This is a genomic window from Pseudomonas sp. CGJS7 (assembly GCF_036961695.1).
Genome location: NZ_JBAMDI010000004.1, coordinates 183,580 through 206,521 on the forward strand (window position 1 = coordinate 183,580; position 22,942 = coordinate 206,521).

The 22,942-nt window shown below is 62.0% G+C and carries 22 protein-coding genes and 1 pseudogene; 17 read left to right on the forward strand and 6 right to left on the reverse strand.

Annotated elements, in window-relative coordinates; translation table 11 throughout:
• Window positions 1-49 precede the first annotated feature (49 nt).
• The 3 genes from V7787_RS04930 to V7787_RS04940 all read right to left on the reverse strand — a co-directional run bounded on the left by V7787_RS04930 (window position 50) and on the right by V7787_RS04940 (window position 2,918).
• Window positions 50-934: an EamA family transporter gene (locus tag V7787_RS04930; protein ID WP_003253899.1), complete on the reverse strand. Its 885-nt coding sequence runs from the start codon at window positions 932-934 to the stop codon at window positions 50-52.
• Between the two features lie 162 nt (window positions 935-1,096).
• Entirely contained in the window at window positions 1,097-1,852 is a 756-nt protein-coding gene (locus tag V7787_RS04935) for a class II aldolase/adducin family protein (RefSeq protein WP_336086118.1), read from the reverse strand.
• Between the two features lie 22 nt (window positions 1,853-1,874).
• Window positions 1,875-2,918 carry an ABC transporter substrate-binding protein gene (locus tag V7787_RS04940; RefSeq protein WP_020191209.1) on the reverse strand — a complete coding sequence of 348 codons (1,044 nt, stop codon included), beginning with the start codon at window positions 2,916-2,918 and terminating at the stop codon, window positions 1,875-1,877.
• A 174-nt stretch (window positions 2,919-3,092) separates the two neighbouring features.
• On the opposite strand from V7787_RS04940, the gene V7787_RS04945 reads away from it, so the two are divergent.
• The 3 genes from V7787_RS04945 (at window position 3,093) to V7787_RS04955 (ending at window position 6,967) form a co-directional block, all read left to right on the forward strand.
• A complete protein-coding gene (locus V7787_RS04945; protein ID WP_104887513.1) occupies window positions 3,093-5,045 on the forward strand; it encodes an oxidoreductase in 1,953 nt (650 codons plus the stop codon).
• A gap of 39 nt (window positions 5,046-5,084) precedes the next feature.
• Entirely contained in the window at window positions 5,085-5,684 is a 600-nt protein-coding gene (locus tag V7787_RS04950; RefSeq protein WP_014591264.1) for a helix-turn-helix domain-containing protein, read from the forward strand.
• A gap of 80 nt (window positions 5,685-5,764) precedes the next feature.
• Window positions 5,765-6,967 carry an NAD(P)/FAD-dependent oxidoreductase gene (locus V7787_RS04955; RefSeq protein ID WP_336086124.1) on the forward strand — a complete coding sequence of 401 codons (1,203 nt, stop codon included), beginning with the start codon at window positions 5,765-5,767 and terminating at the stop codon, window positions 6,965-6,967.
• Window positions 6,968-7,035: 68 nt separating this feature from the next.
• Here the strand turns inward: V7787_RS04955 and V7787_RS04960 are convergent, their stop codons facing one another.
• On the reverse strand, window positions 7,036-7,647 hold the full coding sequence (locus tag V7787_RS04960; protein ID WP_020191409.1) for an FMN-dependent NADH-azoreductase: 612 nt from the start codon (window positions 7,645-7,647) through the stop codon (window positions 7,036-7,038).
• A gap of 133 nt (window positions 7,648-7,780) precedes the next feature.
• Between V7787_RS04960 and V7787_RS04965 the strand changes: the two genes are divergently transcribed.
• Both V7787_RS04965 and V7787_RS04970 read left to right on the forward strand, forming a co-directional pair.
• Window positions 7,781-8,683 carry a LysR substrate-binding domain-containing protein gene (locus V7787_RS04965; RefSeq protein WP_003253907.1) on the forward strand — a complete coding sequence of 301 codons (903 nt, stop codon included), beginning with the start codon at window positions 7,781-7,783 and terminating at the stop codon, window positions 8,681-8,683.
• Complete coding sequence (locus V7787_RS04970; RefSeq protein ID WP_012052560.1) at window positions 8,676-9,035, forward strand: MmcQ/YjbR family DNA-binding protein; 360 nt, start codon at window positions 8,676-8,678, stop codon at window positions 9,033-9,035. The genes V7787_RS04965 and V7787_RS04970 overlap by 8 nt, the downstream gene beginning before the upstream one ends.
• Before the next feature lie 58 nt (window positions 9,036-9,093).
• Here V7787_RS04970 and V7787_RS04975 read toward each other — a convergent pair whose 3' ends face one another.
• Window positions 9,094-9,507 carry a DUF1294 domain-containing protein gene (locus V7787_RS04975; RefSeq protein ID WP_064491057.1) on the reverse strand — a complete coding sequence of 138 codons (414 nt, stop codon included), beginning with the start codon at window positions 9,505-9,507 and terminating at the stop codon, window positions 9,094-9,096.
• Complete coding sequence (locus V7787_RS04980) at window positions 9,500-10,330, reverse strand: undecaprenyl-diphosphate phosphatase (protein ID WP_003253910.1); 831 nt, start codon at window positions 10,328-10,330, stop codon at window positions 9,500-9,502. The genes V7787_RS04975 and V7787_RS04980 overlap by 8 nt, the downstream gene beginning before the upstream one ends.
• A gap of 390 nt (window positions 10,331-10,720) precedes the next feature.
• Here V7787_RS04980 and mcpP point away from each other — a divergent pair.
• The 12 genes and pseudogenes from mcpP to V7787_RS05035 form a co-directional block, all read left to right on the forward strand.
• Window positions 10,721-11,392: pseudogene (mcpP, locus tag V7787_RS53030) on the forward strand (methyl-accepting chemotaxis protein McpP); the annotation flags it as partial.
• Window positions 11,393-11,530: 138 nt separating this feature from the next.
• A complete protein-coding gene (locus V7787_RS53035) occupies window positions 11,531-12,265 on the forward strand; it encodes a methyl-accepting chemotaxis protein (protein ID WP_404940839.1) in 735 nt (244 codons plus the stop codon).
• A 329-nt stretch (window positions 12,266-12,594) separates the two neighbouring features.
• Window positions 12,595-13,161 carry a nicotinamide riboside transporter PnuC gene (gene pnuC / locus V7787_RS04990; RefSeq protein ID WP_020191413.1) on the forward strand — a complete coding sequence of 189 codons (567 nt, stop codon included), beginning with the start codon at window positions 12,595-12,597 and terminating at the stop codon, window positions 13,159-13,161.
• Window positions 13,158-13,727: an AAA family ATPase gene (locus V7787_RS04995; RefSeq protein WP_064491055.1), complete on the forward strand. Its 570-nt coding sequence runs from the start codon at window positions 13,158-13,160 to the stop codon at window positions 13,725-13,727. Before pnuC ends, V7787_RS04995 begins: the two co-directional genes overlap by 4 nt.
• A gap of 297 nt (window positions 13,728-14,024) precedes the next feature.
• Window positions 14,025-14,462, forward strand: coding sequence for a hypothetical protein (locus V7787_RS05000; protein WP_014591274.1), 438 nt, complete (start codon window positions 14,025-14,027; stop codon window positions 14,460-14,462).
• 1 nt (window position 14,463) lies between these two features.
• The gene (locus V7787_RS05005) at window positions 14,464-15,042 is read left to right on the forward strand and encodes a hypothetical protein (RefSeq protein WP_064491054.1); all 579 of its coding nucleotides are present in this window, start codon (window positions 14,464-14,466) and stop codon (window positions 15,040-15,042) included.
• A gap of 49 nt (window positions 15,043-15,091) precedes the next feature.
• Complete coding sequence (locus V7787_RS05010) at window positions 15,092-16,543, forward strand: hypothetical protein (RefSeq protein ID WP_064491053.1); 1,452 nt, start codon at window positions 15,092-15,094, stop codon at window positions 16,541-16,543.
• A 61-nt stretch (window positions 16,544-16,604) separates the two neighbouring features.
• Window positions 16,605-17,285 (forward strand): C39 family peptidase, encoded by a 681-nt coding sequence (locus V7787_RS05015; RefSeq protein WP_020191416.1) that lies wholly within the window; start codon window positions 16,605-16,607, stop codon window positions 17,283-17,285.
• A gap of 45 nt (window positions 17,286-17,330) precedes the next feature.
• Window positions 17,331-18,083 carry a hypothetical protein gene (locus V7787_RS05020; RefSeq protein ID WP_010953760.1) on the forward strand — a complete coding sequence of 251 codons (753 nt, stop codon included), beginning with the start codon at window positions 17,331-17,333 and terminating at the stop codon, window positions 18,081-18,083.
• A 46-nt stretch (window positions 18,084-18,129) separates the two neighbouring features.
• Window positions 18,130-19,410: a hypothetical protein gene (locus V7787_RS05025; protein WP_004577464.1), complete on the forward strand. Its 1,281-nt coding sequence runs from the start codon at window positions 18,130-18,132 to the stop codon at window positions 19,408-19,410.
• Between the two features lie 135 nt (window positions 19,411-19,545).
• Window positions 19,546-21,747 carry an LTA synthase family protein gene (locus V7787_RS05030; protein ID WP_064491052.1) on the forward strand — a complete coding sequence of 734 codons (2,202 nt, stop codon included), beginning with the start codon at window positions 19,546-19,548 and terminating at the stop codon, window positions 21,745-21,747.
• A gap of 94 nt (window positions 21,748-21,841) precedes the next feature.
• Window positions 21,842-22,570 carry a DUF899 domain-containing protein gene (locus tag V7787_RS05035; protein ID WP_064491051.1) on the forward strand — a complete coding sequence of 243 codons (729 nt, stop codon included), beginning with the start codon at window positions 21,842-21,844 and terminating at the stop codon, window positions 22,568-22,570.
• Window positions 22,571-22,942 lie beyond the last annotated feature (372 nt).

Below are 22,942 nucleotides of genomic sequence, written 5' to 3' on the forward strand. Positions count from 1 at the left end.
CAGAAAGAGGCCGATTCTAACAGAGCGCAGGTCAGCAGATTTAAGCGCTTTACGCGTTGGCAGCCCGCAAACGCTGACCGATGCGTGCACCGAATACATTCACCAGCAGGCCGGCCATCACCAGCAATGCGCCCCAGCCCTGCGTAGCGGTCAGGCGCTCTCCCAGCAGCAATGCCGACGAACTCAGCCCAATCACCGGTACCAGCAGCGAGAATGGCGCCACTTTGCCTGCCGGGTGACGCGACAGCAACTTGCTCCACAGGCTGTAGCCGAGCATGGTGGCCACAAAGGCCAGATACGCCAGGGCCAGCACCGAACTCCAACTGATATTGGCCAAGGCATGGCCAATGCGCTCGGGGCCTTCCAGCCACCAGGACAGTGCCAGGAATGGAAGTGGCGGTATCAGCCCACCCCAGATCACCAACGCGACCAGGTCGACCGAGCCGAACCGCCGGGTAATGATGTTGCCAAGGCCCCACATCGCACCACCACACAGGGTCAGCACCAACGCCAGCATGGGCACATGGCCGCCGTCTTCGCTGCCGATCAGTGCCAGGCCGCCGGCCGCCACCAGCAGCCCCAGCACGCTGGCCAGGCGCAGCCGCTCACCGAGAAACAACGCAGCAAAACCGAGGGTGAAGAAGGCTTGCGACTGCAGGATCAACGAAGCCAACCCTGGCGGCATGCCGCTGTACATGGCCTGAAACAGGAACGCGAACTGGCCCAGTGAAATGGTCGCACCGTAAGCGATCAGCCAGCGCCACGGCAGTTTGGGCCGCCTGACCAGCAAGATCGCCGGGAACGCCACCAGCAAGAAACGCAATGCCCCCAGCAACATCGGTGGCAACCCGTCGAGGCCAACCTTGATGACCACAAAGTTGACGCCCCAGGCGACAATCACCACCAGGGCGATAAGCAGGTCCTTGAGTGGCATTGCGACTTCCTTCTGCAGGCTTTTTAGACATATTTCGTTACAGCATAACGGTATTCCTTGAAAAGGGACCAGCACAGTTGAAACCAATGGTTGCACTACAGTGACTGTTCCGTCTGCCCGCTGTCGGCTGGACGACCAACTGCCAAATCAGCAAGCACAGGTTCAATCCTGATAACCAGGCGCCACCTTTTCCAACATTCGCAACAACGCCGCCCACGCCAATTGCAGCGCATCCGGGTCGGTCAGTTCCCCCTGCTTCAACCCTCTCCCCGGCGCGTTGAACTGCCGTTCGGTACGCACGCACACTTCGGTCGACGGCAATATCAGTTGCCCAGCACTTTGCGCCGCCAACTGGATCTCGCAAGCCTTCTCCAGGTAGTACATGCGCAGGAAGGCTTCAGCCACACTACGCCCCGTGGTCAACAGCCCATGGTTGCGCAGCATCATCACCGGCTTGTTGCCCAGGTCGGCCACCAGCCGTTGCTGTTCATCCATGTCCAGCGCGACGCCCTCGTAGGCGTGGTAAGCCACATTGCCGTAAAACTCCATGGACATCTGGTTGACCGGCAGCAGGCCACATTCCAGTGCGGCCACCGCGCAGCCTGCGCAGGTGTGGGTGTGTAGCACGCACCGGGCATCCTCGCGGGCAGCGTGAATGGCACTGTGAATGACGAACCCCGCCGGGTTGACCGGGTGACGGGCAGCCCCCACCGGCCGCCCCTGCAGGTCGATCTTCACCAGGCTGGACGCTGTGATCTCCTCGAAGAGCAGCCCATACGGGTTGATCAGGAAATGGTGCTCGGGCCCAGGCAGGCGCAGGGAGATATGCGTGAAGATGAGATCGCTCATGCGAAAGTGCGCGATCAGCCGGTAGCAGGCAGCCAGCTCCCGACGCAGGCTTAGTTCCGTTTCAGTCATCTTGTTGCCCCTTTACTGAACGCTATTTGCTGGCCCAGGCGTTGAAGCGTTGCTCCAGTTCTTCACCATGATCGACCCAGAATTCCACGTTCATGGCCAGCGCCCCTTGCAGGTTCTGTGGCGAAGTGGGTACCCAGTTGGCCAGCGCCGGGTCAAGCCTGGCCGCGGCTTGGGTATTGGTGGGCCCATAGGGGATCTGTTGTACATACCGCACCTGGGTATCCGGCTGATTGGCATAGGCAATCAGCCGCTTGGCCTGGTCGACATGCCGCGAGCCTTTGATGATCGCCCAATAGTCCATACCGTACAGGCTGCCAGGCCATACCACGGCCAACGGGCTGCCCTGCTGCGCCGCCACCGCAATTCGTCCGCTGTAGGTGGAGGTCATGACCACGTCACCGGCTGCCAGCCATTGCGCGGGTTGAGCGCCGGCGTCCCACCACTGGATATGGGGTTTGAGTTCGCTGAGTTTGGCGAAGGCCCGCTCGACACCTGCCGGCGTGGACAATACCCGGTAAACGTCCTCGACCTTGACTCCGTCAGCCAACAGTGCGAATTCCAGGTTGTACACCGCACGCTTGCGCAGGCCGCGCTTGCCAGGGTACTTGTCGACGTCCCAGAAGTCGGCCCACGACGCCGGCGCCTGGGCCAATTTGCTGCGGTCGTAGGCAATAGCCACGCTCCAGACCAGCGCGGCCGACCCACAATCCTGTGCGGCTGCCGGGATCAGTTCGGCTGCATGGCCCAGGCGCTGCCAATCCAGGCGCTCGTAAATCCCCTCGTCGCAGCCGCGCATCAAGTCAGGGCCTTCGATCTGCACCACATCCCAATCGACATTGCCGGTGTCGGCCATGACCTGGATCCGTGCCATTTCGCCGTTGTATTCACTCTGGATCAGCTGGCTGCCGTCCTGGGCAATGAAGGGCTTGAAGATCGCCTCATCCTGGGCCTTCTGGCCTGCACCGCCATAACCGACCACGACCATCTGCTGCGCAGCTTGCGCATTGCTTAGGCCAAGGGCCAACAAGGCTGCACAAAGGCCGGTCACACGTGGATATAGCTGCATCGTAGTTTCCTCCTGGCGGTGCCCGACGGGCCCGTTTTCTTGTTGTTCTGAGGTCACACCCTCGCCATGCGAGTGAGGAAAACCTAGACAGACGCAAGTAAAAAAACAAGTTGATTTTTTACTATCGCTACACTTTTATAAGTAAAAATAACAACACCGCACCGGAGCCGCCTGATGCAGACCGCCTTCCCACACCTGTTCGAGCCCTTGCAGATCCGCGGCAAACGCTTGAAAAACCGCATCATGTCCACCGGTCACGACACCTGCCTGCCCACCGACAACCTGGTCAACGACAAGCTGATCGCCTACCAGCGCGACCGCGCTGCCGGCGGCGTCGGCCTGATCGTGCTGCAGGTCGCCGGGGTGCACGACAGTGCCCGCTACACCTCGCATGTGCTAATGGCCACTGACGATGCCTGCATCGATGGCTACCGGCAGCTTGCCGAGGCCTGCCACGCGCACGGCACCGTGGTGCTGTCGCAACTGTTTCACCCCGGGCGGGAGATCATGGAATCGGCAGACGGCCTGTTGGCGGTAGCCTACTCGGCCTCTGCGGTGCCCAATGAGCGCTTCCGGGTGATGCCACGGGCGCTGGACCAGGCAATGATCGACGAAATCGTCCAGGGCTACGCCAGCGCCGCCCGCCGCCTGCACCAGGCCGGGCTGGATGGCGTCGAGGTGGTGGCCAGCCATGGCTACCTGCCCGCGCAGTTTCTCAACCCGCGTGTGAACGTACGCAGCGATGGCTACAACGGTGACCTGGATCAGCGCCTGAGGTTCTTGCGCGAAGTGCTGGCCGCAGTGCGCGCCGCCACCGATGAGCAATTCATCATTGGCCTGCGCATCAGCGCTGACGAGCGCGACAGCCAGGGCCTGAGTGAAGACGAGTCACTGGCTGCTGCCGTGGCCTTGCAGGGCCAGCTCGACTACCTGCATATCGTCGCCGGTACCTCGGCCTCGCTGGGGGGCGCGGTCCATATCGTGCCGCCGATGGCCATCGAACCGGCGTACCTGGCCCGCGAGGCTGGCACCTTCAAGCAACAGCTGGCTATCCCCCTGTTCGTCACCGGGCGCATCAACCAGCCCCAGGAAGCCGAGCTGATCCTGGCCCGCGGCCAGGCTGATGTGTGCGGCATGACCCGGGCGCTGATCTGCGATCCGTCGATGCCAGGCAAGACCGAACGCGGCCAGGTCGAAGACGTGCGCGCCTGCATCGCCTGCAACCAGGCATGCATTGGCCATTTCCATCGTGGCTTGCCCATTTCCTGCATCCAGCGCCCGGAAACCGGGCGTGAGTTGCAGTACGGGCACCTCACGCCCACTTCCTCGCCCAAGCGCATAATGGTCGCCGGCGGCGGGCCTGCCGGCATGAAGGCCGCCGCCGTGGCCGCCGCGCGCGGGCACCAGGTCACGCTGTACGAGGCGGGCCCGCAGCTCGGTGGGCAGGTGCTGCTGGCCCAGCTACTGCCACGGCGTAGCGAGTTCGGGGGTGCCAGCACCAACCTTCAACGGGAAATGGCCCTGGCAGGTGTAGAAGTGGTGCGCAACACCCGGGTCGACCGCGCACTGGTCGAACGTGAGCGCCCTGATCTGGTCATTGCCGCTACCGGCGCCATCCCCTACTGGCCGGCGTTCGAGCGTACCGGCGAGCTTCAGGTAGTGGACGCCTGGCAAGTGCTGCGCAATGAGGTGAAACCGGGGCGTTCGGTGCTGGTGATCGACTGGCGCTGTGACTGGATCGGCCCCGGTATCGCCGAACGCCTGGTGCGCGAAGGCCATCAGGTCCAGTTGGCGGTCAACGGTACTCATTGCGGCGAGAGCCTGCCGCTTTACGTACGTGACCAACTGGCCGGCGAGCTGCATCGCCTGGGTATCCCTGTCACCCCATACGCACGCCTGTATGGCAGCGACGACAACACGGTGTACCTGCAGCACACCGCCAGCGGCGATCCGATGATCTTCGAAGGCATCGACACCTTGGTGCTGTGCATGGGGCATCAACCGCAAGACCGCCTGGCCACTGAACTGGCAGGTGTGGTGGACGTACGGCGGATTGGCGACTGCCTGGCACCGCGCACGGCCGAAGAAGCGATTCACGATGGCCTGACGGTTGCCTGGGCGCTCTGAGGCTGTACATACTGCGGCTTTTGCGATGGACCGACGCGCATGAGCCAACCCCCCCAGCCCCCTGCCAGCGAACCCGGGGGTGCCGCGCCGCAGTTCCTCGGCACCCGCATCCGCGGCCTGCGCAAGCGCCGCGGCATGACCCTGGCGGAGCTGGCCGCACACAGTGAACTGACTGCAGGCTACATCAGCCAGCTGGAGCGCAACCTCTCCTACCCGTCGATCCCGGCGCTGTTCAACATCGCCCGCAGCCTGGGCGTGACCATCCAGTGGTTCTTCGCCAGCGAGGCCACCACCGCGCCCGAAGACCAAGGCTATGTGGTGCGGCGCAACAGCCGCCTGAGCGTGCATTACGAAGATGGCATCGTCGATCAACTGCTCACCCCCCAGCCCAACCGCCAGCTGGAGATGCTGCACTCACGTTTCCCGCCAGGTACCTACAGCCAGCAAAGCTACAGCCACGACGGCGAAGAAGCCGGTTACCTGCTCAGCGGCACGTTTGAGCTGTGGGTAGGCGAGCGGCATTTCCAGCTGAGTGAAGGCGACAGCTTCAGCTTCTCGAGCCAGGAACCTCACCGCTACGGCAACCCCGGTGAAGTGGATGCCGTGGTGATCTGGGTGATCACGCCGCCAACATTCTGAAGCACTCCAGCAAGCCCTGGTAACACCGTTGACCGGCAATACGGTCTACCTTGTCCACCGAACTTCAAAGGAGCACAACCATGAAGCAGATCCTGATCATTGGTGCGGGCTTTGCCGGCCTGTGGAGCGCACTCAGCGCCATCCGCCAGCTTGACCTCAACGGCAGCAAGGGCGTCGAGGTCACCTTGCTCGCGCCCCAGGCTGAACTGCATGTGCGTCCGCGCTTTTACGAGCCAGACGTGCATACCATGGCCGCACCACTGCAGGCGCTGTTCGACGCTGTCAATGTCCGTTTCGTGCAGGGCACGGCCTACCACATCAATGAAGCGGCCCGCCGCGTTGGCTATCGCACTCGCAGCGGCACTCGCTGCACCCTGCCCTACGACCGTCTGATCATGGCCTGCGGCAGTGAGCTCGAGCGCCCTGACATGGTCGGCATCGAGCATGCCTTCGACGTCGACAAGCTCGACAGCGCCGCACGCCTGGAAACCCACCTGAAGTCACTGGCCAGCCTGCCGAACACGCCGGCACGCAATACCGTGGTGGTAGCCGGGGGCGGCTTTACCGGCATCGAGACGGCCACCGAATTGCCGGCCCGCTTGCGCGCGACACTGGGTGAAGACGCCGCGTTGCGCGTAGTGGTAATCGACCGCGGTGCCAGGATTGGCGCAGCGCTGGGTGACGGCATCCGCCCAGCCATCGAGCAGGCATGCGAGGCCCTGGGCGTGGAGTGGGTTTGCGGTGCCACAGTAGTTTCGGTAGACCCTGCCGGTGTGCAGCTGGACAACGGCCAGCGGATCGACGCCAGCACGGTGGTCTGGACGGTTGGCTTCAAGGCCAACCCGCTCACCGAACAGATCAGCGGCGAGCGCGACAACCGCGGCCGCTTGCATGTCGATGGCAACCTGAAGGTCAAGGGCAATGATGCCGTGTATGCAGCTGGAGACGTGGCCTACGCCACCTGTGACGAGCTTGGCAATCATGCCGTGATGTCGTGCCAGCATGCGATTGCGCTGGGGCGCCATGCGGGCAACAATGCCGCTGCCGAGTTGCTTGGCGTAGCACCAATGGCTTACAGCCAGCCCAAATACGTGACGTGCCTGGACCTGGGGGCCTGGGGCGCGGTGTACACCGAAGGATGGGACCGTGAGGTTTCGCCACCGGAGGACAAGGCCGAAGCCAAGGCGCTGAAGCGCCAGATCAATTCAGTGTGGATTTATCCGCCAGCGGCTGACCGGGCATCGGCCCTGGCGGCAGCTGATCCGCTTATCCCGGTGGCCTGAACGCTTCTACAGGTTGGAGTGGCCTTGTGCTTCGACAGGGCCACGCTTGCAACCAACCGCTCCCTTGATCAGGCAGCAGCAAACAGCTCGTTGGCAATCTGCGCCTGTGCAGCATCGATCGCCTGGCTGCGCTGCTCCGGGCCATAGGCCAGGCCGTGGGCCCGGACGATTTCCAGGTCGGTAATACCGATGAAGCCCAGGAACACTTTCAGGAAGTCTTCATGCCCGGCGCCAGTCGGCTGGCCAGCGTGCAGGCCACCCGCAGTGGAAACCAGCACCACTTTCTTGTTGCCGCACAGGCCTTGCGGGCCGGCTTCAGTGTAGCGGAAGGTCTTGCCGGCGACGGCCACGCGGTCAATCCAGGCTTTGAGCTGGGTCGGCACAGTGAAGTTGTACATGGGCGCACCAATCACCACGGCATCGGCAGCCAGGAACTCTTCGAGCGTCTCGGCGCTCAGCTTGGCTTCGAAAGCCTGGGCCGCGTCGCGTACGTCTTCAGGGGTGCCTGCAGCGACCAGGGTGGCGGCGGAGAAGTGGGCAATGGCATCGGCAGCCAGGTCGCGGTAAACCACCTCAACGCTTGGGTCTGCAGCCTTCCAGGCTTCGACCACTTCGCGGCTCAGCTGACGCGAGGCGGAATTGTCGCCCAGGATGCTCGAATCGATGTGCAACAGTTTCATGGGACTCTCCTGTGAGTGAAGACCGCAGCTGTGGGCGATCACGATGGGGAGAATCCTATCGAAGTGACCAATAGCTGATAAGTAAGCAAAAATGCGTTAGTTTGTCCCACATATGGAACAGTGAGACATTCCCATGCAAGACCTCAACGACCTCTTCTACTTCGCGCGCGTCGTCGAAGCCGGCGGATTCGCCGCCGCCGGGCGCCAGCTGGGCATTCCCAAGTCGCGCCTGTCGCGGCGTATCGCCGAGCTTGAAGAGCGCCTGGGCACACGCCTGTTGCAGCGCACCACCCGGCAACTCAAGCTCACCGCAGTAGGTGAACGTTACTTGCATCATTGCCAGGCCATGTTGCTGGAGGCCGAAGCCGCCGACGAGACCGTGGCCAGCATGAGCAGTGAGCCGCGCGGGCGTTTACGGGTATCGTGCCCGGTGGCACTGGCACACGCCTTCCTGCCGGATGTGATCAGCCGCTTTCTCGAGCAGTACCCGCTGGTGCAACTGGACATGGTATTGCTCAACCGCCGGGTCGACCTGATTTCCGAAGGCATTGATGTGGCGTTGCGCGTACGCGACCTGGGCGACGAAGATCCGGCCCTGGTCACCCGCCGCCTGCGCCAGGCGCAAATGCAACTGGTGGCCGCACCCGGTTTTGCCGACCACATTCGCGAACCGGGCGAGTTGGCATCATTGCCCGTACTGGGCGCAGCCGAAGCAGACCGGCTGGTACACTTCCGCCTGTTCGGCCCCCATGGCAAACAGCAGGAAATAGCGCTGGAGCCACGCTTGGCGATCGACGATTTCGTAGTACGTAACGCTGCTGTACGTGCCGGCCTGGGGTTCACTGCGCTGCCCAGCATGTTCTGTGAAGAGGAACTGGAACGCGGCGAACTGGTGCGCCTGCTGCCAGACTGGTCGCTGCCGGGTGGCTACCTGCAGGCGGTTTACCCACACCGGCGTGGCCTGCTGCCTGCAGTCCGGGTGTGGATCGATCACCTGGCGGCGTCATTCGAGGCTTGTGGAGAGCGGTATGTCTGAACGGAAGATGAGCGAAGCCCAGGTAGCGGCATTTTGCCTAAGCCTGCCGGGTGCGCGGGAAGACTACAAATGGGGCGGCATCCGAGTGTTTTCGGTTGCAGAAAACAAGATGTTCGCGGTTCTCGACCTGGCGGGTGCCGGGTTGTCGTTCAAGGTAGCCGACGAGCTGTTTCTGGGTTATTGCGATCGCCCCGGGATACGGCCGGCGCCGTACCTGGCGCGGGCACGGTGGGTCAGCATGGCGCCGCCCTACCCCATGGGGCGTGATGAACTGTGTGATGTGTTGCAGCGGTCGCACCAGCTGGTAGTGCGTCGGTTGCCCAAGCGGTTGCAGGTGGGGTTGGTCATGTGATCGACCTGTACCGGCCCTTTCGCGGCTTTACCCGCGAAGAGGCCGGTACAACTGCACATCAGCCAAGGGGCAGATAACGCCCGTCAAGAAACAGCCAGTCTGCCCAGAACACCTGGTGCAGCAGCACAATCCCCCAGCACACCACCTGGAACGACACCTTGCGGGTCTTGTGCCGAAACAGCTGCTGCGCCAATAGCGCCCCCGGCCAACCACCGAGCAGTTCACTGGCATGCAGCACTTTCTCGGGTGTACGCCAGGCCTGGTTACGTGCCTGCTGCTTGTCCTGCCAATACAGCAACAGGCTGATCAGGCTCATGGCCGGGTACAACGCCAACGGCCACCAGGCCTGATCGTTCCAGGCCATGCGCGCCGCCCCCAGGCCGGGCAACAGGCAAAGCACGCCCAACAGCAGCAGCTTCAGGCGCACGTTGCGCACGCCTTCAGCCCGTTGCCCACGCAGCGCCTCAGCCATGTGCCGTGGACCAGTCGACCCAACCGAACTGCCAGGTCGCCAGAATGAACAGGCCGAACACAATGCGATACCAGGCAAATGCCGCGTAGCTATGGTTGGCAATGAACTTGAGCAACGCCCGTACTGCAATCATGGCGAAGATGAACGAAGTCACGAAGCCGAGCGCGAACACCGGCAGATCGCCGGGCTGGAACAAGTCACGGTATTTGTAGCCCGAATACACCGCCGCACCGACCATGGTCGGCATTGCCAGGAAGAACGAGAACTCGGTCGCTGCCTTGCGCGACAGGCCGAACAGCAGGCCACCGATAATGGTAGAACCGGAGCGCGACGTGCCCGGGATCATCGCCAGGCACTGGATGAAGCCTATTTTCAGCGCATGGCTCCAGCGCATGTCGTCCACATGGTCCACCTCCACGCGGTGCTCACGGCGCTCGGCCCAGAGCATGATCACGCCCCCCACCACCAAAGCCGCCGCCACGGTGACGGGGTTGAACAGGTATTCGTGAATAAGGTCGGCGAACAGCACACCCAGGACCACCGCCGGCATGAACGCCAGCAGCAGGTTGCCCGTGAAGCGGCGCGCCTTGGGCTGGTGGGTCAGGCCGAAGACCACTTCGAAAATCTTGCTGCGAAACTCCCACACCACCGCCAGGATCGCCGCCAGCTGAATGATGATGTTGAAAGCCATGGCCCGTTCGCCGCCAAAACCGATCAAGTCGGCGACGATAATCTGGTGACCGGTACTGGAGATCGGCAAAAACTCCGTCAGCCCTTCGACCACGCCTAAGATGATTGCCTGGAAGGCAGTCCAAAAATCCATCATTCCCCCGGATGGAGCGCTGCTTGTCGCAGGCCCCTTGTTCTTGATTTGCTTGAAATTGCCTTACACGGCCCGGCTTTTTTACAGCGACTGTTGGGCGCAACGCCAGTAGAAAAGTTCACGCCTGTTAAAGGTTTCATCTTGCGCGGCCGAAATCCTGACAGAGCCCCTTGGCAATCGCTTTACCTGACCCGTTGCAGACTATCACCAACATAGCACTTAGCCATTAGTCGGGTGTGGGCTCGCTGCAAAGCATGCTTCGATGCACCTCAATAAAAAGAACAATGCGGGAGCTGATGGATGAACACTCTGAGATCGATGTCAATCAGTCGGCGCCTGTGGCTGATCCTTGTGGTGGCGGTGGCCATGCTGGTGGTACTGGGCCTGCTGATGCTGCGGCAGATCCATGGTGACCTGTACCAGGCCAAGGCGGAGAAAACCCGCCACGTGGTGCAGACCGCCGCGGGTGTGCTGGCCTATTACCAAGGCCTGGAAGCTGCCGGCACGCTCAGCCGCGAAGCCGCCCAGCAACAGGCGCTGCAGGTAGTGCGCGCGCTGCGCTACGACCATGACGACTATTTCTGGATCAACGATCTGGGGCCGAAGATGATCATGCATCCGGCCAACCCCAAGCTCGACGGCCAGGACCTTTCCGCCATCCGCGACCCCGATGGTTTCGCCGTGTTCAACGAAATGGTCGCCCTTGCCCGCCAGCAGGACGCCGGCCCGGTCAACTATCGCTGGCCCAAGCCCGGCGCCAGTGAGCCGGTAGCCAAGACCTCGTATATTCAGCTGTTCAAGCCGTGGGGCTGGATCATCGGTTCGGGCGTGTACGTCGATGACGTACAGGCCGAATTCGCTCGCCAGTTGCGCGACGCTTCGCTGGTTGGCGTGGGCATTGCCCTGCTGATGGCGCTGGTGGTCATGCTGATTGCCCGCAGCATCGCCCGCCCGCTGCAGGAAGCAGTGCAGGCGATGGGCAACATCGCCAGCGGCGAAAGCGACCTGACCCGGCGCCTGGACACCCATGGCAGCGACGAGATCACCCACCTTGGCGAGCACTTCAACCGTTTCAACGGCAAACTGCAAGGTGTCGTCGGCCAACTGCAAGGTGCGGCCCACGCATTGGCCCAGTCCGCCGGGCACGTCGGTGACAATGCAGGTGCCGCACAACAGCGCAGTGCCCAGCAATCGTTACAGATGGACCAGGTGGCCACTGCAGTCAATGAGGTGACCTACGCCGTGCAGGACGTGGCCAAGACCGCTGAACAGGCCGCCGGAGAAATGCGTACGGCACAACAACAGGTGACGCACGGCCAGCAGGCCATCCACGGCAGCCTGGCGCAGATCGACCGCCTGTCGCTGACCATCGATGAGGCCGTACAGGTAATCCGCGACCTGGCCGGCCACAGCACGCGCATCGGCGGCGTGCTGGACGTGATTCGTTCCATTGCCGAACAGACCAACCTGCTGGCGCTGAATGCCGCCATCGAGGCGGCACGGGCTGGCGAGCAAGGCCGGGGCTTTGCCGTGGTCGCCGACGAGGTGCGGCTGCTGGCCCAGCGTACAGCACAATCGACGGCCGAGATTCATACCATGATCGAGCACCTGCAGAGTCAGTCGGACGCTGCGGTCAAGGCCATAGACACCAGCAGCGAAGCATCGCGCCAGACTGTCGAACAAGCCCGCGAGGCCGGCGCCAGCCTGGACGCCATCAACCAGGTGCTGAACAACCTCACCGCATTGAATGCCTCCATTGCCAGCGCCACCTTGCAGCAGTCGCATGTGGTCGAAGAGATCAACCGCAATGTGCTGGATACTGCCGGGTTGTCGCAGCAGACCGCCGATGCGGCGCGTCAGTCCAGCGATGCCGGGGTGGCATTGGGGCGCTTGAGCGAAGAGCTGGAGCAGTTGTTGCGGCAGTTCCGGGTCTGAGAACAAGCCCTTTGTGGGAGCGGGCAGGCCTGCTCCAGCAGGTATCGAGTGACCTTGAAGCCTGCGCTGCAACCTGTGGGAGCAACTGTCTTGCTCAATTTCTGAAAGCTGGCGCGATCCGAGTGGGAGCTCAATTTCTAAAAGCTGGCGCGATCCCTGTGGGAGCGGGCATGCCCGCGAAGGAAGCAACGCGGTGGATGGCACCGGCGCTGCCGGTGTTCGCGGGTAAACCCGCTCCTACAAAGGGGTATCCCACCGCTGCGCCCTACACCTTCACCGGCCGACCCGCTACAATCTCGCCCCTTCCCCGTAGTCTCCAAGGATCGCCGATGTCCGGCCTTGAACTCATTGCCGCCCTCCTCGGCGTTACCGCTGTCTGGCTCACGGTCAAGCAGAACGCCTGGTGCTGGCCGATCGGCCTGGTCATGGTGCTGATCTATGGCTGGCTGTTCTACGAAGTAAAGCTGTACTCGGGCATGTTGCTGCAAGTGGCCTACGCCATCCTGCAACTGTACGGCTGGTGGCAATGGAAGCGCCCCGACCACGCTGAGGACGCCCGTCAGGTCTCCCGTCTGCCACGCCCGGCACTGCTCACCGGCCTGGCCGCCGGGGTGCTGCTGAGCGCCGCCCTGGGCGCGGCCATGGCCAACTGGACCGATGCCGCCCTGCCCTGGCTGGATGCCACCCTGACCGGATTCAGCCTGGTCGCGCAACTGTGGATGGCGCAGAAACGCCTGCAGTGCTGGCCACTGTGGGTCGTGGTCGACATCGTCTATGTGGGCCAATACCTGCATCAGCAGCTGTATTTCACCGCAGGCTTCTTCGCCGTGCTCACCCTGATTGCTGTACGCGGCTGGCTGGAATGGCGGCGCGACCCGGCGTTGGTACAGCCATGAGTGCGCCGCAAGCAATGAAAGTGCTGGTACTGTGCGGCCCAGAATCCAGTGGCAAAAGCTGGCTCAGCGGGGTGATCCAGGCACATTTTGGTGGCGTGGTGGTGGGCGAATACGTGCGCCATTTCATCGACCAGCAATGCCGTGACACCTGCTACGCCGATATTCCCGCCATCGCCCGCGGACAACTGGCATGGGAGGACCGTGCACGTGAGCAGGCGCCCCCGCTGCTAATTCTGGACACCCACCTGCTAAGCAACATGCTCTGGAGCCACGCACTGTTCGACGACTGCCCAACCTGGCTGGAAGAGGCACTGCTGGCACGGCGTTACGACCTGCACCTGTTGCTCAGCCCGCAAGGGGTGGACTGGATTGCCGATGGGCAGCGTTGCCAACCCGACCTCAGTGATCGTCAGCGCTTTTTCGACGACAGCCAGGCGTGGCTGAGGCGACACAACCAACCGCACCAAATACTGGATGGCAATTGGCCGCAACGCCAATTGCTGGCCCTGCAATCGGTTGCTATGCTGCTTGGTAGCGATGCGCCATCATGCCCAACCGAGTGTTAAACCACTGACACACCCCGGTGGGGCAAAGCCCCCGAAATTGCGGGGCTTCCCCCTGTCCTGGGGGCAGTGTCAAGCCCGTGAAACACACTTGCAAAAACCCTTCCCATCAAGGCCACAGCTGACTTTGCCGGCAACGCGCAGGGCAAGCTGTTTCAAGCCTGAGACAGCATGCGCCGCATTTTGTCAGCCTCTTGCCCTAACTATCTGATCTGAAACGTATTCTAAAAAGCGGCACACCTTCTGCTCTGTCGTTCGCATCGCTGAACAGGCCCAGCGCTCAAAGAAGGAGTTGCCGTCGTGAGGAAACGTGACAAACGCCTCTATCACCTATTACTGGTGGGTTGTGTACTGGGGTCACTCAGCCTGACGGCTCAGGCGGACAAGGGGATCATCATCATCAAGCGCGATGTGCAGGTGCGCAACGCGACCATCCCGCCGCTGATTCCAGACCCGAGCCCTACCACCGTCAATGCCAACCCTTCTGCCCACGTGCTCAAGCAAACCAACGAGCTGAGCGATGGCGATTTCGCCAGCATCAGCAGTGGTGCAGGCATCAGCAACCTGGTCACCCAGCAGACCAACAACCTGGGTGGCAACCTCGGCAACCAGAACCAGCTTCCCAACTTGGCGGGCGGACGCGGCACGGGGTCGGGTAACGGTATCTCGAACATGGTCAACTCAAGCGTGCAGCGTGGCCTCGCGCCGCTGCAGATTCTGACCGGCGGGGGCAAGTGAGATGAAGCGCACACTGCTGATGCTGGCCGCCCTTTGCACTGCACCGGCCTTTGCGCAATCCCTGGTTCCGGTCATCAACAACGCCGATATCGACAGCTCCGGCAGCCGCTATCAGGGCAACCTCTCTGTCAACCAGGCCGCTGGTGACAAACAGCAGCAGGTCAATGCGCGCGCCATCGCCGTCGGCCCCGAAGCCAATGCAAGCACCCAGATCCGGCAACGGCTCAACACGCCCGCCGACCCCGCGATGGACGCCCGCTCGACCATCCAGGGCAACGCTTTCAGCAACGGCAGCGGCGCCCTGGGGGTCAACCAGAGCGCAGGTGCCAACACCCAGCAAGCCAACGCACTGAGCATCAGCATTGGTGCACAACCGCAAAGCATCGACGACAGCGTCCTCATGCAACAGAACGTGGCGCTGATCAACAACTCAGGAGCAACTGACATTCCAGCAGGCTATCGCCAGGTCACTACCAGTGACCAGGCCTTCACCGGTAGCCGAGGGGTGATCCAGTTGAACCAGAGTGCCGGGGTGGGAAACCGAATGGCCAACACCTTGAGCATCCGGGTCGCGGATTGACCCTGCAGTTAAGAACGACACTTAACCTAATAGCGTACGGAGAATCACCATGAAACCCTCGATGGCAATCAAGCCTCTGGTTTTCGCAATTGCTGCGGTCATGGCTGTTGCTGTACAAGCTGGGCAAAATGATCGGCGTAATGACCACCATAACGGCCACCATAACAATGGTCATCACAATCCTCCACCCACCAAGATCCCTGTGTATGCAACGGCCAATGCCTGGGATACCCAAACCAGCACTCGCAACCGCATCTCCAATGAAGGCACCATCAACGAAGCCGAGATGAGTGACTCTGGCACCGGCTCCAGCGGCAACGTTGGGATAAACGTGGCGGCCGGTAACGGCAACCAGCAAGACAACGCCGCTGCCATTGCCAACGCAGGCTCCGACTCGAGCCTGGACAACAGCTTCGTGTTCGGCATGGCCAGTGCCACGGCTGACGTTGTGCAAACCAGCAGAAACAACCGGGTCGACAACTATTCGACCCAGTCTTCGGCTGTGATGAGCGGCTCAGCCAGCGGGGCTGAGGGCAACATCGGCATCAACGTTGCCGGTGGCGACCTCAACCAGCAGAAAAACACCATGGCCATCGCCAACACCGGTGCTCCGCTGGGCAACGCCACTGCCACGGCTTCGGCCAATCAGGACGGCCCAGGCCTGGTTGTAAACAACAGCGCCGACCGCACCTACCGGGTGGATACGATTACCATCACCAAGTCGGCCAGCGGCTCAAGCTCGAAGGAAGGCAGCTTCAACTCGACCGACGACCGCAGCTCGTCTTCGAGCTTCAGCCTCGCCGGTGCGCATAGCGCCAGCTCCAGCGGCTCCAGTGGCTGGGACTCCAGCGGCTCGCAATCCAGCAGTGCCAGCGGCTCCCACAACTCGAGCGCAAGTGGCTCGTTCGGCTGGGATGCCAGTGGCTCTGCCAGCGGCAGCCACAGCGCGTCGAGCAGCGCCAGCCTGACAGCCTCGCTGGACGCTGACGTTAGCGCCTCGCGTACCCGGACCACCGACTTTGGTCGTTTCGAGCGTACCGATTCCAGCTCCTTCGAAGGCTCGCTGAATGCGTCGCTGGATGCGTCGATCGACAAGTCGCACGAAAGTGCATACGACTCGTCGTTCGAGAAAGCATTCGACTCCAACTACGACAAGTCGCATCAGTCGTCCTACGACAAGTCCAAGGAGTCTTCGTACACCAAGTCTCACGACTCTTCGTACGAGAATGCTTCTGCGTCTGAGTTCTCGAAGTCTGGCGAGCATTCGAAAGAATCCTCGAACGACGTTTCGAAGAGCTACAGCGAAAGCAGCGCTTACGACTTGAGCAATACTGTGTCCTTCCAAGTGCTGACCCCGACCGGCTGGGCCAACCCAGTCACCAACACTGCAACCCTTAGCGGTTCGGTGAACGGTGGCAGCGGTAACCTGGGCGTGAACGTAGCAGCCGGTGTGGGCAACCAGCAAAGCAACTCGCTGGCCATCTCCAACACCTCGTTCTGACCGCTGTGCTTGAGGCCCCCTTCGGGGGGCCTTTCTTCAACACACCGTAAGGCACCCGATCATGCGTATTTTCGCCTTGGCGTTTTTGCTGTGCCTGGCCAGCGTGAGCGAAGCTGCACAAATGCCGCTGTCCGTCCTGCCGGGCGGCGCCGTGGTGTTCAAACCGATCCAGAGCTTGCGCGAACGCAAGTTCGCCGACCTGGTGCAACAAAAGACCGACTTCAGCTGCGGCGCGGCCGCGCTGGCGACCATCCTGCGCCAGGCCTACTGGCTGGATGTGGACGAACATCAGATCATCGAAGGCATGCTGGCCCACGCCGACCAGGACCTTGTGCGCACGCAAGGCTTCTCGATGCTCGACATGAAGCGCTACGTCGAAAGCCTCGGGATGCGTGCCCGCGGTTACCGGGTGGCGCCCGAAACCCTGCACAGCGTGCGCATTCCTGTCGTGGTGCTGATGGATGTGCGCGGCTACAAGCACTTCGTGGTCATGCAGAAAGTCGACAAAGGTTGGGTGTACGTGGGTGATCCGGTGCTGGGCCACAAACGATACAAGGTCGACGATTTCCTCAAGGGCTGGAACGGCATCATCTTCGCGGTGATCGGCCAGGGTTACGACAAGAACAACATCCTGCTCGACCCGCCCCTGCCACTGACCGCCAAGGGCCGGGTGAACAACTTCACCCCCGTGCAGGACTCAGAGCTGCTGGACTTCGGCTTCATCAGAAGCGACTTCTTCTAACGACTGTTCTAATGACAAGGAGCATGAGGCTCCAGGGAGCATTTCATGAAGACTTCATTGTGGTTGGCCATCGCCTGCCTGGCAGCCAGCTTGCCCAGTCACGCAGAGGCGTTGAAACCCATTGAACTGAAGGACCAGGAGCTTGCGAACCTGCGGGGCCGCTATGTGATGCCCGGAAGAATCGTGAGCTTCGGCATCGTCATGTCCAGTACTTGGCAAAATACAAAAGGGGATGTGATCGGGGCAACGTCCACGCTGCAGGTTCAGCAATCGACCATCAAACCCCAGTTCTATGTGTCGATGATTGACAAAAAAGGCGCAGGTCCGGCGCCGAGCAACGCTTCTGCTGCCGGGACTGGCGTGGTAACGGGCGGCAACGGCCTGACCACCACCGAAGGTGTGACCCAGGTGGTCCGTGCAGCCGGTGACAACAACGCCGCTTACAACAACGTCGATATCAACGTGACCAAAGCCAACCAGGCACCCGCCGTACAACAGCAAGGCCAGGTACTGGCCGCCGGCCAGACCCTGGTCGGGGAAAATGGCGCCGGCGCGCTCAGTGTGTCTTCCAGCGGTGTAGGCGTGCAGCTCAACATCAATGCCAGCAACAACCAGGGCAGCAGCGTTCAACGCCTGGCCCAAGGTGGCCTGCTGCAGAACTCGACGCTGCTTGGCAATGGCAACCTGGTCAACAACGTCACCACCCTGAACGTTGTCATGCGCGAGAGCGTGCCGACAGCGGCTTCCCTCAACGGTAGCCTCGACCAGCTCAAAGGTCTTCGCACCTTCGGATACTGATCTACGCTCAGTCTCATCGAAAGTAGTTGGAAGGGACGGCAACTCCATGTACCGATCTTTTACGCTCCGAGCTTTTGTGTGCTTGACGACCTTGGCCCCCGCCACCGCACTTTACGCAGCCGCCGACCCACAAGTCGAAGCGCTGAAGCAGGAACTGATTGAACTCAAACGCCGCTATGAGGCACAGCAACAGGCACTGATGGTGCTGGAGCAACGTGTGCGCCAAGTCGAGGAGGCCCCTGCTGCCGCGCAACCCAAACGCTTGGTCAAGTCTCCGGCCGAGGGGGTGAAAGGTGCGCAGACCGTCGCTTCTGGCGCACCGGGCACTACAGGGAGCTCCTACGGCCAGGCGCTGACAGCCGATTCCGAGCCGGCGCAAAGCGTTTCCAACCTGTATGACGAAGCCAGCGGATTCTTTGGCGGGGGCAAGTTCAGCTTCGAAACCGGCGTCACCTATACCCATTACGATACCCGTGCGCTGACCCTAAATGGCTTTCTGGCACTGGACTCGATCTTCCTCGGCAGCATCAACCTCGACCGGATCAAGGCTGACAACTGGACCCTGGACATGACTGCCCGCTATAACCTGGCGCAGCGCTGGCAGTTCGATATCAACGTCCCCGTGGTTTACCGCGAGTCCACCTACTCGTCCGGTGGTGCGGGGGGGGCCGGGGCAACCACTTCCGATGCCAGCGTGACCCGCGACCCGGAAATCGGCGATATCAACGTCGGGGTTGCCTACAAATTCCTCGACGAGGACGAAACCTGGCCTGACGCAGTGGCCACCCTGCGCATCAAGGCACCGACCGGCAAAGACCCCTACGGCATCAAACTGCGCGAGGTGGACGGCAACAACAACCTCGCGGTACCGGAAAGCCTACCGACCGGCAACGGTGTATGGTCGATCACACCGGGCATCTCGCTGGTCAAGACCTTCGACCCGGCCGTGCTGTTCGGCAGCCTGTCCTACACCTACAACATGCAAGACTCGTTCAGCGACATCAGTCCGCAGGTGAACAGCAAGGTGCCGGGTGACGTCAAGCTTGGCGACTCGTGGCAGATCGGCGGGGGCATCGCCTTTGCCCTTAACGAAAAGATGAGCATGTCGTTCTCGGTATCTGACCAGTTCGCCCGCAAGAGCAAGATCAAACCTGATGGCGGCGACTGGCAATCGATCTCCAACAGTGACTACAACGCCGCCAACTTCAATATTGGCCTGACCTTCGCCGCCACCGACAACCTGACCATCGTGCCCAACCTGTCCATTGGTCTGACCGATGACGCACCTGACTTTTCTTTCAGCCTGAAATTCCCTTATTACTTCTGATAGTTGCCATCGGCCGGGCCTGTGCGAACGGGCCCGGCTTTGGTTACAAGCCTTGTAACCGGCCGCCTTCCCTGCCCTGGCCTGATATCATCAAGCACAGATGCATGACGATTTAATGGCAAAAGGGAAGTTTTTGTGAAGAACCTGTCCGACCACCCAAGCACCCGGCTTGCCACTTTGGCGGCTCTGGTGCTGGTGATCCCACTGGGTACGCGCGCCATGCTGGGTTGGTCCAACCCGTTCGGTTACCTGTCCGATCTCGCCCTCGGCAGCCTGTTGATAGTGCTGCTACACCGCAGGCCGTGGTGGCTGGCGCTGCCGGTGCTGCTGGCCTGGGCGGCGCTGTGGGTGGCCTCGGCCGAACTGGTGAGCGCAGTGGGCCGACTGCCCACCAGCGCCGACCTGAACTACCTGACCGACCCGCAATTCATGGAGAATTCGACCGGTGGCGGCCTGGCCCATGCCTGGCTCCCCTGGGCCCTGGGTGGCGGCCTGCTGGCCTGGCTGGCCTTTGCGTGGCGCAGCCGTGCTCGGCGTAGCCAGCCACTGCCGCGCAAAGCCTGGGCCATACCCGTACTGCTGTTCGGCGCGCATTGGGGCAGCCAGCAGTTGCTACCTTCCGATGCCGACCAGTGGCGGCAATACAACCTCCCCCACCAGTTGATGTCTGCCGGGGTCGGTAACCTGCAACGCCAGGTCGAAGGCTGGATGGGCCACACGCAAACCTTCACCCCGCTGGCCAGCAGCGGCCTGACTCAATCCGACCTGCATGGGCAAAGGCTGCTTGCCGGCCCGGGAAGCGCCCGCAACTTGCTGGTGATTACCCTGGAAGGCATCCCGGGCGCCTACCTGCGACCTAACCGCCAGGCGCTGAACAGCCATTTCAACGAAGACTTGATGCCCAAGCTCAGCAAATGGGCCGAGCGCGGCATGAACACCCCAGACTACGTGCTGCACACCCACCAGACCATCCGTGGCCTGTATGCGATGCTGTGCGGCGATTACGACAAGCTGGCCAACGGCACGCCCAAGGGCGTGGAACTGCTGACCCAGAACCAACGCAACCAGGCCTGTCTGCCGGCACAATTGCGCCAGGCCGGTTTCACCACCCACTACCTGCAAGGCGCGGGCCTGCGCTTCATGGCCAAGGACCGCATCATGCCGCACATCGGTTTCGAAGCGGTGCATGGCCAGGAGTGGTTCAGCAACAAGAACTACCTGCACTTCCCATGGGGCAAGGATGACCGCGCTTTCTTCGAAGGCGCCCTGGGCTATGTGGGCCAGTTGCAGAAGCAGGACAAGCCATGGATGCTGACGCTGCTCACCGTGGGCACCCACCAGCCCTATTCGGCGCCGGCCGAGTACCTCGAGCGCTACGCCACACCGAAACAGGCAGCGGTCGCCTACCTGGATGACGCAGTCGGGGCATTTCTTGACAATCTTGAGCGCCAGGGCGTCCTCAAGGACACACTGGTGGTGGTGACTTCCGACGAGTCCCACGGCATCGATGGCGTGCGCCTGGCCTCGTCCTGGGGCTTCAACCTTACCCTGGCGCCGGAGCAGGCCCAGCTGCCAACCATCAAGCGCGGCACCTACGGCCATATCGACCTGGCCACCTCGCTGCTCGACTACTTCGCACTGCCCATTCCCGTCGCGCTTGGCGGTCGCTCGCTGTACCGCGACTACGACAGCGGCCGCGAGATGATCTCCTACACCAACGGCATGCTGCGCTACCACAACGGCCAGGGCCTGTTCACCGAATGTGACTTCCAGCAGCGCTGCCGGCGTTATGCCAGTGAAGGCTTCATCGCCGACCAGGCCCGCTACCTCGGTCCGGCCGACAGCCTGCTGGGCCAACAGATCGGCGCCTTGGCCGTGGTGCTCGACCAGTCCTTGCTGCAAACCCCGCTCAACCTGCGTTACCAGTTCGGCGGCCCTTCGCCGATCAAGTTGCGCAAGCGCATTGACGATGACTGGGCCGACAACCTCATTGGCGCCCAGTATCTGGAAATGCCCGGAGGCTCGCACACCCGCGTGCGGGTCAAGGTCCGCTCGCTGGACCCCAAACGTGCGGCCTACATCCGGCTCAAGGCCAAGCAGTTGGAACAGGACGTGCCGCTGGGCCTGCCAGAAGAGGTAAAGGTCACCACCGACGCGCCACTGGAGATGGAGTTCAGCTTCGACAACCCGACCGAGCGCAAGGCGTTTTCCTTCCACTTGCTGGGCTATGGCGGCGGCAAGGTAGAAGTCAGCGACTTCAGCGTGATCACCGCCCTGCCTGGTGAGGATGACGGCGCCGATGAACGGGCCGAGGGGCATATCGCCCATTCGGGCTAAGCAGATACCGCTCATCGCCCGGCCACCGGTGCTTGTCGAATCGACCTGGTCGTACTCGACCAAGGTGTGAATCCCCCAGCGAGGAGACAGCACCATGAGCACCCGCGAAAGCAGGCACCCGGTGGTTTCCCGCAGCCAGTGGCTGGCGGCTCGCCAGCAACTGTGGCTGCACGAAAAAGCATTTACCCACCACCGCGACGCGCTAGCTGCAGCCCGTCGCGCCCTGCCTTGGGTAAAGGTCGAGCAGGATTACCGCTTCTTCGGGCCAAACGGCGCGTTGAGTCTGGCCGACCTGTTCGCAGGCCGCAGCCAGTTGCTGCTTTACCACTTCATGTTCGCCGAAGGCTGGAGCGAGGGCTGCCCCGGCTGCTCTTTTCTGGCCGACCACTTTGACGGCGCCAATCTGCACCTGGCCCACCACGATGTGTCGCTGGTGGCGGTGTCTCGGGCGCCGTATGCCGAATTCCAGGCATTTCGCCAGCGCATGGGCTGGCAGTTCCCGTGGTATTCGTCGCATGGCAGCGACTTCAACGAGGACTTTGGCGTCAGTGTCGGCAGCGAAGGCCAGCGGCAGTACAACTATGAGCCGTACGAGGGCAATGAAAGCGAGCTGCCCGGCTTGAGTGCGTTTTTCCGCGAAGGCGACGGCAGCGTGTACCACACCTACTCAACCTACGCCCGCGGACTGGACATTCTGGTCAACACCTACAACTTCCTCGACATTGCGCCACTGGGGCGCAACGAAGGTGGGACCATGGACTGGGTGCGGCACCATGACCGCTATGAAGGGCAACCGGACAAGCCTCACTGCTGTCACAGATGATGCTGGCAACACGCACACCTGTGGGGGGGCAACTGTCCTGCTCAACATTGACGGCCTGCGCGGTCGCCCCGTAGGAGCGGGTTTACCCGCGAAGAGGCCGGCCCTGCTGGCCAATTTCCACCCGCCGTGCACCGTTGCGGCCGCTACCGTATTCGCGGGTAAACCCGCTCCTACACAGATTGATGGTGGACACACATCGGAGATTGGACACAGCCCGTCGTGTAGGAGCGGGTTTACCCGCGAAGAGGCCGGCCCTACTGGCCAATTTCCACCCGCCGTTCACTGTTGCTGCCGCTACCGTATTCGCGGGTAAACCCGCTCCTACACAGATTGATGATGGACACACATCGGAGGTTGGACACAGCCCGTCGT